Consider the following 15,009-nt stretch of genomic DNA (forward strand, 5'->3'; position numbering starts at 1 on the left):
TAGAAATTTCAAATAATTTAATTATTTTGTAGCTACATGTGCAAATCTTGTTGCTTCACCTGAAACTAATTTACCTTCAACTACATTTTCCTTTGGATTGTATATATCATTTATATTCCAAATACCATCTGTAGGAACTGGTATATTTTCCATTGGTACATCCAACAAGTAAGGTACATTAGCATTAATCGCTTCTTCAAATGCACCTTTAAATTCATCTGCTGATGTTATTTTCTTTGATTTTACTCCATAAGCTTTTGCAACTTCTGCCCAGTCAGGATTATATTTTTCTCCATCTGGAGTATGGAATATGGTTCCAAATGAATGTCCGTATGCTCCACCCTCAAGTCCAGCTATGGTACCAAATGCACCATTATTCATAATTACCCAAACGCATGGAATATTTTGTTCTACTGCTGCAGCTAATACTGAAGGATTAGTTCCAAATCCACCGTCTCCTATCAAAGTGATAACTTTTTTATCTGGAGCTGCTAATTTAGCTCCTAGTATTGCAGCTGAACCAAATCCCATTGTTGCTAATCCACCTGGATGGAATATTGTATCAGGTTCTGTTATATCAAATTGTTGACTTACACCATTTTTATTCCAACCAACATCTGTAAAAATTAATCCGTCAGTAGGAAATACTTCTCTAACATCTTTTAATATTCTTTGTGGTGTCATCGGGAATCTTCCATCATCTGATATAGCTTTGTTTGATGCTTTGAATTCAGCTCTATATTTAGCTATTTCCGCTCTTAATTCTGGTCTATTGATTCCTTCTGGTTTCAATTCTTTTGCAGCTTCTAAAATAGCTGCCAATGCTAATTTAGGGTCTGCTACAGCGCCTATTTCAACAGGATAGTTTCTCCCAATTTCTTCTGGATCTATATCTATTTGTATAAATCTTGATTTCTGACTAAATGATATTCCTTCATACCAAGAACTTGCGTCTGCTTCTTTCATTCTAGTTCCAACAGCAAGTACTAAATCTGCAGTTGAAGATTTTCCATTAACAAAATAAGTTCCCCAGAATCCTGTTGTTCCAACAAATAATGGATGAGTATCTGAAATTCCGCCTTGACCCATCAATGATCTCGTTACAGGTAAGTCTAAGAATTCTACCAATTCTGTTAATTCTTTTGTAGCTCCACTATATACTGTATGACCACCAATGTGAATCAATGGATTTTCTGCATCAATAAGTTTCTTAGCAATTTGTATTGCTGTTTCTTTTTGCAAAGTAGGTTTTACAGTTTCGTGTGAATCTTTGTAAGTTCTTTCAAAGTTAGAATCATCAATTTCTCTTGAGAACATATCCATTGGTATTGAAATAAGAACTGGTCCAGGTCTTCCTGATTCAGCCAATCTAAATGCTTTATCAAGAATTTCCGGTAATAATTCAGGAGTATCTAATCTCCATGCTCTTTTTACAAATGGTTTGAAAATATCATATTGCGAGCCATCACAATGCATGTTTATTTCTTGATGCGGATGTTTACCATAGTAGTAGCTTGGAACATCTCCTGCTATTACTACCATTGGTATGTTGTCAGTAGCTGCATTTGCAACTCCTGTTACAGCATTTGTAAGTCCAGGTCCTAAGTGTGTCATACATACTGATGCTTTTTTTGTAACTCTTGCATAACCATCAGCAGCAGTAGAAGCTATTTGTTCGTGTCTTACTGAAATATATTTTAGTTTACTATCTTTCATAGCATCTAATAATGCTATTACAGTATGACCACAAAGACCAAATACATACTCAACGCCTCTTCTTTCTAAATAGTCAACCAATTGATAAGATATTAATTTTTTCATTAATCAATCTCACTTTCTATAAGTTATAATTTTTATTTATAATTTATAATCCCTGTGTAAAACAAGTGTTTTCACGAACTCTACATATTCATTATTCATGAAAACTAATTATAAAAATAATCAATAGTATTTCACACAATGGAATTTTTTTATTTTTGTTTGTTGAAATTATAGCATTATTATTAATGTAAGTCAACACATTATTTATTTTTTTAAAAATATTTTAATAGTAGTCATCTTAATTTTATGTTGATATTTAGGCAGTTATTAAATATAAACGTAAAATTATCAAAAAAAACTTTAATTTTTATTTACTTTGTTTTTAGTCATTACCCCTTTAATTTTATGTCTATATATTTTTACTCTATAAAATATATTGTGCCATTTTAGCAGTATTTTGGTTATTTGTGTAAATGTTATTAGGTTTTTAGTCTGTTAACTATTGACTTTTTTCATTAATTGAAATATAATTATTATAAATTATCACACAATAAAATTAAATTTATTAAAGGAGATAAAAATGAAAAGAGAATATTCTTTAGCACATCTTACTGTTTTGGGCTGTGCTCCACCAGAGATGATTTACATTGCTAGTTTAACCGGATATGACTATGTAAGCATACGTCCTATTTATATGGGATTACCAGGAGAACCAAATTACGACTTGGCTAATAATAAAGAAATGTATAAACTAACAAAAACTGCCCTTAAAGAAACAGGAATAAAAGTTAATGACATAGAACTTGCTCGTATATTTGATGGAATGGATGTTAAAAAATATGAACCAGCTTTTGAAGTAGCAGCTGAATTAGGTGCTAAAGGAATGATAAGTAGCGTGTGGACTCCCAATAGAGAATATGCTACTGAGAAATTTATAGAACTTTGCGATTTGGCAAAACAATATAATTTAGATGTTAATCTCGAGTTTGTAACTTGGGCAGATTTATCAACATTGAAAGAAGCTAAAGAGTTTCTTAAAACTGTTAACCGTGAAAATGTTGGTATTATGATAGATACTCTTCATTTCAACCGTTCTAGAGTTAACCTAGAAGAATTAGACAATATCCCTAAAGAATGGTTTAATTTTGCACATATTTGTGATGGTCCTGCTGAAATTCCTACAAACAAAGAAGGTTTAATACACACAGGTAGAGATGAAAGATTATATGTTGGAGAAGGTGCAATTGATATTGCTTCTATAATAAATAGAATGCCCGAAGATGTAGTTTTATCAATAGAACTACCTCATATTCAAAGGGTCAAAGATTTTGGATACACTGAACATGCTCGTCGTTGTATTGAAACAGCAAAAAAATACTTTGGAGAGCATCCTAGAGCCTAAACGATAACTTTTTCATAAATTCCCCTAAAAAAAGCTGCTATTTTTAACTAAATAGCAGCTTTTTTATCTATTCTTCTACATAATTTCTTTCATGCATTTAATGACAAAATCTATATCTGATTTTGTTACTCCTACATGTGTTACAAACCTGTATTCACCATCTTCAATTCCGTTTACCTTTATATTTTTTTCATAAAGTTTTTCTATAAAGGCTTTTTCAGATATAACTTCTTCTCCCATCTCAAAGTAAATCATGTCTATATCTGTTCTGTCAAATTTAACATTTACACCCGGTATCTTAGATAATTCTTCTGCAAAATATTTAGCGTTTTTATGATCTTCTTCTAGTCTTAGCGTCATTTTTTCTAGGGCAATGATTCCTGCGGCGGCTAGTATACCTATTTGCCTCATTCCACCACCCATTAACTTTCTATTTTTTCTTGCTCTATCTATAAACTTTTTACTTCCTGCTAGCATTGAACCAGCAGGTGCTGCTAATCCTTTTGACAAACAAAACATAACTGTATCAGCACATTCTGCAATTTCTTTTACCTCTACATTAAGCGACGTAGCAGCGTTAAATATTCTAGCTCCATCCAAGTGTACTGGTATAGAATTCTCTTGTGCTATTTTTTTTATTTCTTTTAAATTTTCAAGTGAAACGACTGCTCCGCATCCATGTGCTTCTTCTACACAAATTAATCCAGTTTCAGGTTCATGAATGTCATCTTGTCTAATCGCTTTCTTAACTTCGGCTGGATTCATTGTACCGTTAACTGTATCAATTGTTCTTAACTGAACTCCTGCTATTACAGCAGATGCTCCAACCTCATGTATCACAATATGATTATTTTTACCTACGATTACCTCTTGTCCTCTTCTAGTGTGTGTAAATAATGCTAATTGATTTCCAAATGTTCCACTAGGTACAATCAAAGCTGCTTCTTTACCTGTTTTTTCCGCCGCAAGTTTTTCAAGTTTATTTACTGTTGGATCATCACAGTAAACATCATCTCCAACCAAAGCATTTGCAATTGCTTCTCTCATTTCGTCAGTAGGCATAGTTACAGTGTCACTTCTTAAATCAATATAATTCATAAAATTACCTTCCTTATTTAGATTATTCTGCTTTATTAGATAGACGGTGTTAATATAAAATTGATAATTTTGTTGCTTTTACTAAATGTTTTGCTAAAACTGCTGTTGTTACCGAACCTACTCCTAATGGAACAGGTGTGATTAATCCTGATTTCTCCAGACAATCATCTGTATTTACATCACCAAAAAGATTACCATCTTGTTCTATATTAATACCTACATCAATTACAGTTGAACCCTGTTTTATGTAATCTTTTGTAATCATTTTTGCTTTTCCAACAGCTGCAATGAGTATATCAGCTTTTGATGTCAGTTCTTTTAAATTTTCAGTCTTAGAATGACACATTAATACAGTTGCATCTTCTTTAAGTAGCAACATAGACAATGGTTTCCCAACTACCATTGACCTACCCACAACTACTGCTAATTTACCCCTAATCTCTACATTATAGTATTTTAAAATTTCCATAGAAGCAGTAGGAGTACATGGAGAAAATCCTGTCTCATCACCTTCCATAACTTTTGATACATTAATAGGATTAAAACAATCAATATCTTTTTCTGCATTAATAATGTATTTTACTTTATCTTCATCTATATGTTTAGGAAGTGGTCTAAATAACAATATGCCATGTACTGTTTTATCATCATTAACTGATTTTAATTTTAAAATAAAATCCTCTTGACTTATTTCCGCTGGTAAAGCTACCACTTCGCAAGCTATATCACATGTTTGCATTCTTTTAAGTGCGGCTCTTTCATATGCTATGTCATCTTCTCTTTCGCCTATTCTAACAATTTTTAGTTTTGGAAATATATTATTTTGTTTTAAATGTTCAACATCTTTTTTTACTTCAAGTGTTATTGCATCTGCAACCGGTTTGCCCTTAATTAGTTTTCCCACTAGAATCCCACCTTTTACCTTTTATTCATTCATAATTATAACTACTTTTTCAAACACCTCATCTGCTAACTTTGCTCCATCTTCAACCATTTTTTTAGACTTTTCCCTTGTTTTCAAAACATACTCATCATCATTCATAGACTTGATATTTATTTCTACATTTAAGTATGCACTATACAATGCTGCTTTTAAACACTGAACTCCAACTCCTACATCACTTATAATTGTTTTAGATGAAATATCAACAATTTCATTATGCAACAGAATTGCTTCATATGTGTACTGAAGTATTTCTAAAGGTGCTGAGCACGCAATTTTTAAACATTTTTGTAATGTTTCTTCTTTTTTTATTTTTTCCTCTTCTGTAGAACTTGACATTGAGTATGCTTTTGACAATGGTTCAAAGTTTTCTGCATCTTTATCTATAAGATATATAAGTTTATTTCTTAACATTTCACCTCTTCTTATTATATCTTCATGCTTTTCTTTATAATCAACAAATTTTTTCTTCCCCACAGAAAAATTTGCTACCATGGTATTCAAGGCTGCTCCTAATGCTCCTACTAATGCTGCTGCTCCTCCCCCTCCTGGTACTGGTTTTTTAGATGCTAATTCAAAAGCGAATTCTTTACATGATAATTGTGTTAACTCCATAGTTCACCTCGTAATTTTTATATGAATAGTATATACCAAATACTATATATTTTTCAATACAATTATTTTTTTATTGACAATTGCCTTTATTTTGATAACATATAGTGAGAAACTTACAAAAGGAGTTTTAAATGAACAATCCAGAAAAGAAAAACAAAATGGCAACAGAATCTGTTTCAAAATTAGTTATAACTATGTCTTTACCACCAATTGTATCAATGTTTATTCAGTCAATGTACAATGTAGTTGATAGTATTTTTGTATCTCGAATAAGCATGGATGCATTAACTTCCGTTTCACTTGCATTTCCATTACAAATGATTATTGTATCACTATTTGTTGGAACTGGAGCTGGGATTAGCTCTCTTATATCAAGACGATTAGGTGAAGGTAACCAAGAAGCCGCAAGTAAAGCCGCTAATCATGGATTAGTAATAAATATATTTTATTCTTTGGTAATGGCCGTAATTGGAATATTTTTTGTAAAACAGTTTACATCTATATTTACAAATGAACCAAATTTGCAAAACCTAACAACTCAATATTTACAAATCATATTGATAGTTTCTTTTGGCAGCTTTATAACTCAAGCTGGAATAAGTATACTTCAAGCAACCGGAAATACATTTATCCCTATGATTACACAATTGGTTGGTGCCATAACAAATATAATTTTAGACCCTATATTAATTTTCGGATGGTTTGGAATACCCGCATTAGGCATAAGGGGAGCTGCAATAGCAACGGTAATTGGACAATTCGCCTCCTTTGTACTTACAATGAAAATTCTATTTAAAGATAGTCACCTTCTAAATTTAAATTTAAAAGGTTTTACTCTCAACTATAAAACAATAAAAGACATATATGTGGTTGGGCTACCTGCTATTATAATGCAAGCCCTTGCTTCTGTTATGGTAAGTGGGTTAAATATTATTTTAATTTCTTTTAGTTCAGCAGCTGTAGCAGTGCTTGGTATATATTTTAAACTTCAATCATTTATTTTCATGCCTATATTTGGACTAGCACAAGGATTTCGTCCTATAATTGGATATAACTTTGGTGCTAAAAATAAAGATCGTGTACTTGAAGCATTTAAAACAGCAATAATAATTTCAGTTAGTATAATGTTCATTGGTACTATTATTTTTCAAGTTTTCACAACGGAACTATTATCATTATTTGATAGCAATGATGAAATGATGTTAATTGGCATAAATGCTCTTAAAATTATTAGTTTGACATTTGTTGTTGCTGCAGTTGGAATAACAATAAGTACCACATTTCAAGCATTTGGCAAAGGAATATTGAGTTTAATGATTTCTTTTACCAGACAAATTATAATATTGTTACCTGCTGCATATATTTTATCAAGATTTTATGGTTTAAACGCTATCTGGTATTCATTTATCATAAGTGAAATAATTTCAGTTGGAATTGCAATACCTGTACTTTTTATATATTTAGAAGGAATATTTAAAACCTGGAAAAATTAGACACAATGCATGTTGCTTTCCCTACATTTAAAAAAATAGAAGTATACTTTAACTTTTGAAGTATACTTCTATTTTTTTAATCATTTGGATTGTATGTTGCATAATGTATATGGTCCTCCCATACTCCATTAATTTCTAAGTATTTTTTTGAAAAACCCTCTCTTTCAAATCCAAGTTTTTCCATAACTTTTAAAGATCTTTTATTTCTTGGTATTATATTAACTTCAACTCTGTGCAATCCATAATCATCAAACATTATTTGAACGGTTTTATTTATTGCTTCCGTCATATATCCCTTATTAATTTCATCTTTATCTAACTTATACCCTAAAAAGCATGATTTAAAATTACCCATAATTATATTACTATAACATGCATTTCCAATAATTTTATTGTTTTCTTTTTTAATTATCCAAAATCTAACTAATGTATGATTTTTAGCCATATAATACTCGTTTTTCAATTTATCTTTTTGATATGACACCGTATAAAAATCATCATGTGGTTTGGGTTCCCATTCTTTCAGAAAGTTATGATTTCTTTTATAATACTCCAGAACTGGTCTTCCATAATTAGGCTTAAGTATCCTTAAATACAATCTATCTGTTTCATAACGTGTTTGCATAAACATTTATACTAGTCCTCTCAATTCTTGATAATTATGTTCATTACAATATTCATTCTACATATAACAATACAATTAGTCAACTTATTTTGCTTTACTATAGCAAATAAGTATGATAATATCTATTCATTAGTTAATTATCATTTATTATATCACTTAAATTTTATATGTAATATTTATAGATATATTCACTCGGGGGTTTATTTTGAAAATAAGTAAAAGAAATATTTATCTCATTTTTACAACGTTCTATATATACTTTATCATGGCACTATTTGAAAGTTCAAGGGGTAATTTTATACCTTTTTTTATTGATGAATTTAATACAAACAATACAACAATAAGCTTTATTCTATCCCTCAACACTGTAGGATGTGTAATCGGAAGTTTCGCAGGAGGCCATTTATGTGAAAAATTTGGTCATAAATTTGTGTTTATATCTGGTAGTATAATATCAACTGCAGCTATTTTTATGGCTCCATTCATTTCTAATATTTATCTTTTAGGTCTTTTTTATTTTATTTTTGGAATAGGACGTTCTTCTTTAAGCGTATCTGTTGATTCAATAGTTCCTGTTTTGTCTATAGGATTTGAAGTTATTTTAATGAATATAACTCATTTCATGTATGGTCTCGGTAGCTTTGCTGGTCAGAGTATTTATGGCAAATTGCTTTTTAATGGTATATCTTGGAGAAGCATTTATCTTTATCTAGGAATATTTTTTATTGTATCTATTATATTTACACTTTTTATGAAAATACCAAACATGAAGATTATACAAGAGCATCAAGCTATTCAGAGAAAAGAACTATATAAAAACCCAATTATATTTTTATTTATGTTGGCTGTATCACTTCAAATTATGACCGAAGCAGTAGTTAATACTTGGTTTATTAATTATATTAGAACTAGTTATGCTTTAAATCCTGCCGATGCAGCTATATACGCATCTATATTCTTTCTTTTATTTGCCACAGGAAGACTTGCAGGAGGTTTTATTGTAAATAAACTTGGTGATGCAAAAGGATTGAGAATATTTTTATTATCAGCAGCATTATGCATATTTTTTGGCTTAATTTTAAAAAGGTCTGGATTATTTCTTATTTCAATATCTGGATTTTTTATTTCAATAGGATTTCCAACGTTAATGGTATTAGTAAACAAAACTTTTAAACAAAATGCTTCTTTTGCAATTGGTCTGATAACCACTATAGGCAATATAATTTTTGTTTTGTTATTCAACTTATCTGGCTTTCTTAATGACCTAATAGGAACATATTTGTCATTCTTCATGGCACCTGCAGCACTAATTGGTAGTTTCATAGTTATTACAGTAATATCAAAAAAAGCAAACCTTAATTGATATATAAAACAATAATTATTCTTCCACTTTTAAAGATGTAATCTTTTTTTCATTTCTGCTCTCATGCTGTCACCTTCAAATATTAGTATTGTTGATAAAGAAATAATACTAGTTGCTACACATATTAATGAAGGATAAATTACATCTAATATTCCAATTAAAATAAAAATCAATGGAGCAATTCCAAAAACTCCATCAATAATCAAATATAATATATAATCCTCCATTTTTAATTTCAATATTTTAGGAATAATTGCCATTGAAATCATTGCAAAAACACACAATATTGGAATTATATATTCTATTGACCATCCTTTCCAATTTGTCATATAATCCCACAATACTAACGCTATTGAAATAATTACTACTTGATATACTATATTTTTAGGAATATTGTTACGCTTATTAATTGCTGTTATCAAACTTACCCAAACAGATACCAAACCACCAATTATAAAAAGAGACCACGCTCCCCTTTGTGGAATCATAATGTTCAATGTAACAGATAATGTTGCTATTACTATAGAAACCAATATTAAAATTCTAAAAAACAAATTATGCAGTTTATACACAGAAGAAATGCGTGGAAATATTTCTTCTTGCTCCTCATCTCTTCCTAATAAAAATCCTTGACACAAAGGACAACTTTCTCTTTTACCTATAATATTAACTTTACACTTTTCACATTTTTTCACAAAGGCACATCCTATTCATCATCAATTTTATTGGTAATAATATCTACTGGAATATCCATAGAAGTCAACGTCCTAAAAAACCTCATTTGTATGTCTGTACTTACAAATGATGAAGTAAAGCTAACTCTTAATTTATCATCATATGAACAAACACAAGCCTGCAACTTATTTGTACTTACAAAAATATCAAAAGACTCTATAAACATATTAATTTCTTTAGGCATTTCTATCCTTCCAACATTTGAAAGAGTAGAAGTATTTCTTTTATCTACAATATTATTTGCAATTCTTAAGGATATATCTTTAATTTTAAGAGGAATAACTCTTAAAAAGTAATTATGTTCTAATGAAGCGAGACCATTTATCCTATTGTTTAATTTTTCAGGAGTTAATCTTTCTTTGAAGCATTTTTGAAGATGATCAATAACATCCTTTAAATCACCTTCATATTCACTGAAAGTATAGTCTACATTTATTACACCAAAAAAATTTCTAGCAGTTTCCGAATTAAAATACTTGCGTAAATTTACAGGTATACTAAGTACCACTGGATCTTTCTTATGTCGAATTGGTATATCTTCATTGATTGAACGCATTAAAATCGAGGCAAGAAAAATTGTTAAAGATGTATTATGTTCTTTAACTTTCTTCATGATATTATTTATTGGCATAACACCTTCTATAACTTTAATTCTATATTCAGCTAATTTTTGTCCTCTGATTTTATATGCAATAACTTTTTTCTTTTTAGAATTGTCCTTATTATTTGTATAATATTTTTGAAAGCTATCATCTAATTTTTGAGTTCTAGATGCATCATAGTCCATTACAGGCATTTTTTCTACAAATTTATCTTTATATTTAATAGTTATATAATGAAATACTAAAGTTCTTAGAAATTGAAGTGCCCCCGTTCCATCAGATAATGCATGATAAATTTCTACACTAATTCTTTTTTTATAATACATCACTCTAAAAAGTAAACTTTTCTTATTTCTATCATACAGAGGACTGCATGGTGGTATATCTTCCAAAGTCACAACTGGCTTTATATCACTTTTCTCAAAATAATACCAAAAGAGTCCACTTTTTATAACTGATTTATACAAAGGAAATTCTTCTATTGTAATATCTAAGGCTTGCTGTAAAATTACCTTTTCAACAGGCTCAACTAGTTCACAAGAAAATCTAAAAACTTTAGTATCACTCTTTTTACTATTAGGTGGAAATATTTTAGCGGCATTATCTAATTTACTCCACTCTGATATTTTTCGTCTCTTCAATCAATTCACCTCACATAGAAATTGATTTATTATATCGTAACACAATTTAACCTGCGGAAATCTAGGTGGAAGAGCAAAAAAACCATGAAGACCTTCCTTAATACGGTATATTTCAACGTTGTTCCCAGCATTCCTCAATTTCTTGCCATATTCTTCTCCTTCATCTCTTAATGGATCATACTCCGCAGTTATTATTAATGTTTTAGGCTGATTAGATAAATCATTTGATATTAATGGTGCAAAATACGGGTTATTTATATCATCTCTACTTTTCATATATAAATCCATATAATCACAAATTTTTTTTGATGTCAATAAATAGTCTTTTCCATTTTCTACAATTGAGGGAAATGGTGATTTATCGCTATGATCATTATATGTAGCAGGATAAATTAGTATTTGTCTATCAACTTTAAATTCTTTTTTATCACGCGCCATAAGAGATAAAGCTGCTGCTAAATTACCTCCTGCACTATCTCCTATGATTGTGATTCTTTTATTATATATTTTAAATAGTTCTTCTTTTGTAAACAATGTTCTAGCCACCTCATAGCAATCCTCTAATGCTGCAGGGAACCTGTGTTCTGGTGCTAAGCGATAATCAACTGATATTACAATATGTTTAGTTAATCTTGACATATTTGTACAAACCTTATTATAGCTGTCTATGTTTCCTGTCACCCAGCCCCCACCGTGAAAAAAAAGCAAAACAGGATAATCTCCTTCACCATCAGGAGAGAATACCCTTACTGGAATAATATGATCTTCTAAATATATTTTATGATCCCACGCTCTATAAAACGGCTTCATATAATGTCTATGTGCTAAGTTTACTAAATTTCTTTGTAATCTATAATTTTTTTTAACATCAATTTCTGCATACGAAAGTGCTTTGAGAGCAGTTCGAACAACTTTGTTTATCGGCATATCGGTCTCCATTTATTATCGACATTTTTCATCTATAATTCATATATTATAACCATTATATATATAAAACATTTTTGTGTCTACAATTCTTTTTTAGTTAGTTGTATTGTATTCCAATGCTAATTCACTAGTTAATATTTATAAACTTATTTCAATATTTTGAATTTGCAAATTTCTTCCTTAAAATATTAATGGTTGACAAATGTGTATTATATATTAAAATATAAATAAGACTTTACATTATTGTGGAAAGGAGGAAATATTATGGATAAATACGTATGTGACGCATGTGGTTATGTTTATGATCCAGCAGAAGGTGACCCTGATAACGGAGTTGCTCCTGGAACTTCTTTTGAAAATGTGCCTGATGATTGGGTATGCCCATTATGTGGTGTAGGTAAAGATATGTTCTCATTAGAATAAAATAATTATTTTGAATTTTAAATAATTAAGTATTTGATAAGTCACATTATTTTTATACAAGTATTCGAAAGTTTTAGATTTTAGCTAATTACTTATATAAGAGAAAAACAGGTGGATATATTAATATATCCACCTGTCCTATTTTATATAATATTAATGTATTTATTTTATCTCATTATTTTGATGTAATGGTTCCACCACCAATTACTACATCATCTTTATAAAATACCACTGCTTGACCTGGTGTTATAGCACGCTGCTTTTCTTTAAACTCCACTAAAATTTTATCTTCATTTATTGGAATAATAGTAGCTTCACTTTCATTTTGCTTATATCTAGTTTTAACCATCACTTTCATTGGTGAATTTAACTTTTCAATCGCAATTAAATTTATATTATCGGCATATAATTTATCCGAAAAAAGGTCTTCATTGCTACCTAATGTCACAGTATTATCTTCTTTATTTTTACTTATTACAAAAGTAGGTTTACCAAAAGCCATACCAAGTCCTTTTCTCTGACCTATCGTATAATGTATAATTCCATTATGTTTACCTAGTACTTTTCCATTTAAATCGATAAAATTTCCCTTTGGTGAATCTACACCCATGCTTTTTTCTAAAAATCCTGCATAATCTCCATCTTTTACAAAACAAATATCTTGACTATCTGGTTTGCGAGCATTTATCAATCCTTTTTCTTCAGCAATTTCTCGAGCTTCACTTTTATACATACCACCTAATGGAAAAAGTGTCCTTGACAAATCATCTTGAGTTAGTACATATAAAACATAGCTTTGGTCTTTGGATAAATCCACAGCTTTCTTAAGAAGATATCGCTTACTAGCATTATCATATTCTATTCTCGCATAATGACCAGTTGCTATATAGTCTTTTTTCATCAATACCGCTCTTTGTATAAGTTTGCTAAATTTTATAAATTTATTGCAATCTACACAAGGATTTGGCGTATCTCCTATTTCATAACTTCTAGCAAATTTATTCATAACTTCGTCTCTAAATGTATCTTTAAAATTAAAAACAAAATGTTCCATTCCTAATTTATAGCATATCCTTCGAGCGTCTTCTACATCTTCAAGAGAACAACAAGTTCTTGTACTACATGAAGTATCCTTATCCTCATCTGCAAATAATTTTAGTGTTACTCCACACAGATCATAGTTCTGTTCTTTAAGCAGAAGGGCTGCAACTGAACTATCAACTCCGCCGCTCATAGCGACCATAACTTTATTTCCCATTTTTTCTCCTATTCTAAAAAACAGGACTATCAAAGTCCTGTCTATAATTCATTTATTATATATTAATATTATACACTATCCTCTTTTTTTGTCAATCAAACTTCTACACCAAATACAACGAACGCATGAATGTTTTTATCACTACAAATTAAGAGTTTTCTTAATTAACTGGCCAACTTATTTTTTTACCACTTAGCACTTCATCAATTCCCATTGCAGCATGAAGACCCATTCTATCAAATGTTTCGATTGAATGTGCTCCAAAGTGAGGGCTGAAGATTATGTTATCCAATTTAAGTAACGGGTTATTCTTATCTGGTGGTTCGTTTGCCATTACATCTAAAGCTGCACCTTTAAACATATTATTTATCAATGCATCATACAAATCTAATTCATTTATTATTTCACCACGTGCACAATTTATCAAAAATGCTTCCGGTTTCATGATTTTAAAATATTTCATGCTAATAATATTTATAGTTTCATCTGTTGCAGGAATGTGTAGAGAAACAAAATCCGACTTCTTAAATATTTCATCAATTGTTCCTACTAACTCTATATAATCTGGCATTTCTTCTTTTTTGGCATGTCTGCTATATCCAATAACTTTCATTCCAAGTCCCAAAGAAGCTTTTTTAGCTACGGAAAGCCCGATTCTCCCTAGCCCTATAAGTCCTAGCACCTTATTGTTCACTTCTGATAGTTTAACTTGTTCTCTTGCTCCCCAATTTCCACCACGAACTTTTCTATCCATTTCAGTCAAATGATGTCCGCAGGCTAGTATAAATGCAATCGTGTGCTCAGATACAGATTCAAAATTTGATAGTGGGCCGTTTGTTACCTGTATTCCAAGTTCTGTTGCAGCTTGCAAATCAATTGCATCAACGCCTACGCCATGACGTGCTATAACTTTTAATTTTTTACTTGCTTCCATTATTTCTCTTGTAATTTTTGCAGTTCTTATCAATATTGCATCACAATCCACAACTTCACTCTTTATTGTTTCCTCATCTGATGCTGTTCCAATTTTTATTTCATAGCCCTTTTCAAGCAAATAATTTTTACCTGTTTCAGTTATAACCTGAGGTATTAAAACTTTCATATTTTCCTCCACTCATTTTGC

Annotated in this window: 14 protein-coding genes; 4 read left to right on the forward strand and 10 right to left on the reverse strand. The window is 30.2% G+C overall.

The features are described from left to right. Nucleotides 1-21: 21 nt before the first annotated feature. Nucleotides 22-1,821, reverse strand: a complete 1,800-nt coding sequence (locus tag J2Z76_RS02765) for a thiamine pyrophosphate-binding protein (RefSeq protein ID WP_209510449.1) — start codon at nucleotides 1,819-1,821, stop codon at nucleotides 22-24. Between the two features lie 520 nt (nucleotides 1,822-2,341). Here J2Z76_RS02765 and J2Z76_RS02770 point away from each other — a divergent pair. Beyond that, nucleotides 2,342-3,163: a sugar phosphate isomerase/epimerase family protein gene (locus J2Z76_RS02770; RefSeq protein ID WP_209510450.1), complete on the forward strand. Its 822-nt coding sequence runs from the start codon at nucleotides 2,342-2,344 to the stop codon at nucleotides 3,161-3,163. Nucleotides 3,164-3,238: 75 nt separating this feature from the next. Here the strand turns inward: J2Z76_RS02770 and ltaE are convergent, their stop codons facing one another. From ltaE to J2Z76_RS02785, 3 genes are read right to left on the reverse strand one after another with little or no spacing between them, the layout of a single operon-like run. Then, nucleotides 3,239-4,261 carry a low-specificity L-threonine aldolase gene (gene ltaE / locus J2Z76_RS02775; protein WP_209510451.1) on the reverse strand — a complete coding sequence of 341 codons (1,023 nt, stop codon included), beginning with the start codon at nucleotides 4,259-4,261 and terminating at the stop codon, nucleotides 3,239-3,241. Nucleotides 4,262-4,310: 49 nt separating this feature from the next. Further along, the gene (locus J2Z76_RS02780; protein ID WP_209510452.1) at nucleotides 4,311-5,165 is read right to left on the reverse strand and encodes a bifunctional 5,10-methylenetetrahydrofolate dehydrogenase/5,10-methenyltetrahydrofolate cyclohydrolase; all 855 of its coding nucleotides are present in this window, start codon (nucleotides 5,163-5,165) and stop codon (nucleotides 4,311-4,313) included. A gap of 21 nt (nucleotides 5,166-5,186) precedes the next feature. Beyond that, nucleotides 5,187-5,819, reverse strand: coding sequence for a cyclodeaminase/cyclohydrolase family protein (locus J2Z76_RS02785; protein ID WP_209510453.1), 633 nt, complete (start codon nucleotides 5,817-5,819; stop codon nucleotides 5,187-5,189). Nucleotides 5,820-5,950: 131 nt separating this feature from the next. Here J2Z76_RS02785 and J2Z76_RS02790 point away from each other — a divergent pair, with 131 nt between their 5' ends. Continuing rightward, nucleotides 5,951-7,312 (forward strand): MATE family efflux transporter, encoded by a 1,362-nt coding sequence (locus J2Z76_RS02790; RefSeq protein ID WP_209510454.1) that lies wholly within the window; start codon nucleotides 5,951-5,953, stop codon nucleotides 7,310-7,312. Between the two features lie 76 nt (nucleotides 7,313-7,388). Here the strand turns inward: J2Z76_RS02790 and J2Z76_RS02795 are convergent, their stop codons facing one another. Then, a complete protein-coding gene (locus J2Z76_RS02795) occupies nucleotides 7,389-7,943 on the reverse strand; it encodes a GNAT family N-acetyltransferase (RefSeq protein WP_342455002.1) in 555 nt (184 codons plus the stop codon). 199 nt (nucleotides 7,944-8,142) lie between these two features. Between J2Z76_RS02795 and J2Z76_RS02800 the strand changes: the two genes are divergently transcribed. Then, nucleotides 8,143-9,300 (forward strand): MFS transporter, encoded by a 1,158-nt coding sequence (locus J2Z76_RS02800; RefSeq protein ID WP_209510455.1) that lies wholly within the window; start codon nucleotides 8,143-8,145, stop codon nucleotides 9,298-9,300. 29 nt (nucleotides 9,301-9,329) lie between these two features. Here J2Z76_RS02800 and J2Z76_RS02805 read toward each other — a convergent pair whose 3' ends face one another. From J2Z76_RS02805 to J2Z76_RS02815, 3 genes are read right to left on the reverse strand one after another with little or no spacing between them, the layout of a single operon-like run. Beyond that, nucleotides 9,330-9,995 carry a DUF6320 domain-containing protein gene (locus tag J2Z76_RS02805; protein WP_209510456.1) on the reverse strand — a complete coding sequence of 222 codons (666 nt, stop codon included), beginning with the start codon at nucleotides 9,993-9,995 and terminating at the stop codon, nucleotides 9,330-9,332. Nucleotides 9,996-10,006: 11 nt separating this feature from the next. Beyond that, a complete protein-coding gene (locus tag J2Z76_RS02810; RefSeq protein ID WP_209510457.1) occupies nucleotides 10,007-11,278 on the reverse strand; it encodes a condensation domain-containing protein in 1,272 nt (423 codons plus the stop codon). Continuing rightward, nucleotides 11,279-12,205, reverse strand: a complete 927-nt coding sequence (locus tag J2Z76_RS02815) for an alpha/beta hydrolase (protein WP_209510458.1) — start codon at nucleotides 12,203-12,205, stop codon at nucleotides 11,279-11,281. A 264-nt stretch (nucleotides 12,206-12,469) separates the two neighbouring features. On the opposite strand from J2Z76_RS02815, the gene rd reads away from it, so the two are divergent. Beyond that, entirely contained in the window at nucleotides 12,470-12,628 is a 159-nt protein-coding gene (rd, locus tag J2Z76_RS02820) for a rubredoxin (RefSeq protein WP_209510459.1), read from the forward strand. Nucleotides 12,629-12,803: 175 nt separating this feature from the next. On the opposite strand, the gene mnmA is transcribed toward rd, so the two are convergent. After that, on the reverse strand, nucleotides 12,804-13,886 hold the full coding sequence (gene mnmA / locus J2Z76_RS02825; protein ID WP_209510460.1) for a tRNA 2-thiouridine(34) synthase MnmA: 1,083 nt from the start codon (nucleotides 13,884-13,886) through the stop codon (nucleotides 12,804-12,806). Between the two features lie 160 nt (nucleotides 13,887-14,046). Beyond that, the gene (locus tag J2Z76_RS02830; RefSeq protein WP_209510461.1) at nucleotides 14,047-14,988 is read right to left on the reverse strand and encodes a hydroxyacid dehydrogenase; all 942 of its coding nucleotides are present in this window, start codon (nucleotides 14,986-14,988) and stop codon (nucleotides 14,047-14,049) included. Nucleotides 14,989-15,009 lie beyond the last annotated feature (21 nt).

It is taken from the genome of Sedimentibacter acidaminivorans (genome assembly GCF_017873955.1).
Lineage (GTDB): Bacteria > Bacillota > Clostridia > Tissierellales > Sedimentibacteraceae > Sedimentibacter > Sedimentibacter acidaminivorans.

Bases quoted from the DNA above. Each gene is read 5' to 3' on its own strand.
- J2Z76_RS02795 (WP_342455002.1), bottom strand. From the start codon at position 7,943: ATGTTTATGCAAACACGTTATGAAACAGATAGATTGTATTTAAGGATA.
- J2Z76_RS02790 (WP_209510454.1), top strand. From the start codon at position 5,951: ATGAACAATCCAGAAAAGAAAAACAAAATGGCAACAGAATCTGTTTCA.
- J2Z76_RS02815 (WP_209510458.1), bottom strand. From the start codon at position 12,205: ATGCCGATAAACAAAGTTGTTCGAACTGCTCTCAAAGCACTTTCGTAT.
- J2Z76_RS02830 (WP_209510461.1), bottom strand. From the start codon at position 14,988: ATGAAAGTTTTAATACCTCAGGTTATAACTGAAACAGGTAAAAATTAT.
- J2Z76_RS02770 (WP_209510450.1), top strand. From the start codon at position 2,342: ATGAAAAGAGAATATTCTTTAGCACATCTTACTGTTTTGGGCTGTGCT.
- mnmA (WP_209510460.1), bottom strand. From the start codon at position 13,886: ATGGGAAATAAAGTTATGGTCGCTATGAGCGGCGGAGTTGATAGTTCA.
- J2Z76_RS02785 (WP_209510453.1), bottom strand. From the start codon at position 5,819: ATGGAGTTAACACAATTATCATGTAAAGAATTCGCTTTTGAATTAGCA.
- rd (WP_209510459.1), top strand. From the start codon at position 12,470: ATGGATAAATACGTATGTGACGCATGTGGTTATGTTTATGATCCAGCA.
- J2Z76_RS02765 (WP_209510449.1), bottom strand. From the start codon at position 1,821: ATGAAAAAATTAATATCTTATCAATTGGTTGACTATTTAGAAAGAAGA.
- ltaE (WP_209510451.1), bottom strand. From the start codon at position 4,261: ATGAATTATATTGATTTAAGAAGTGACACTGTAACTATGCCTACTGAC.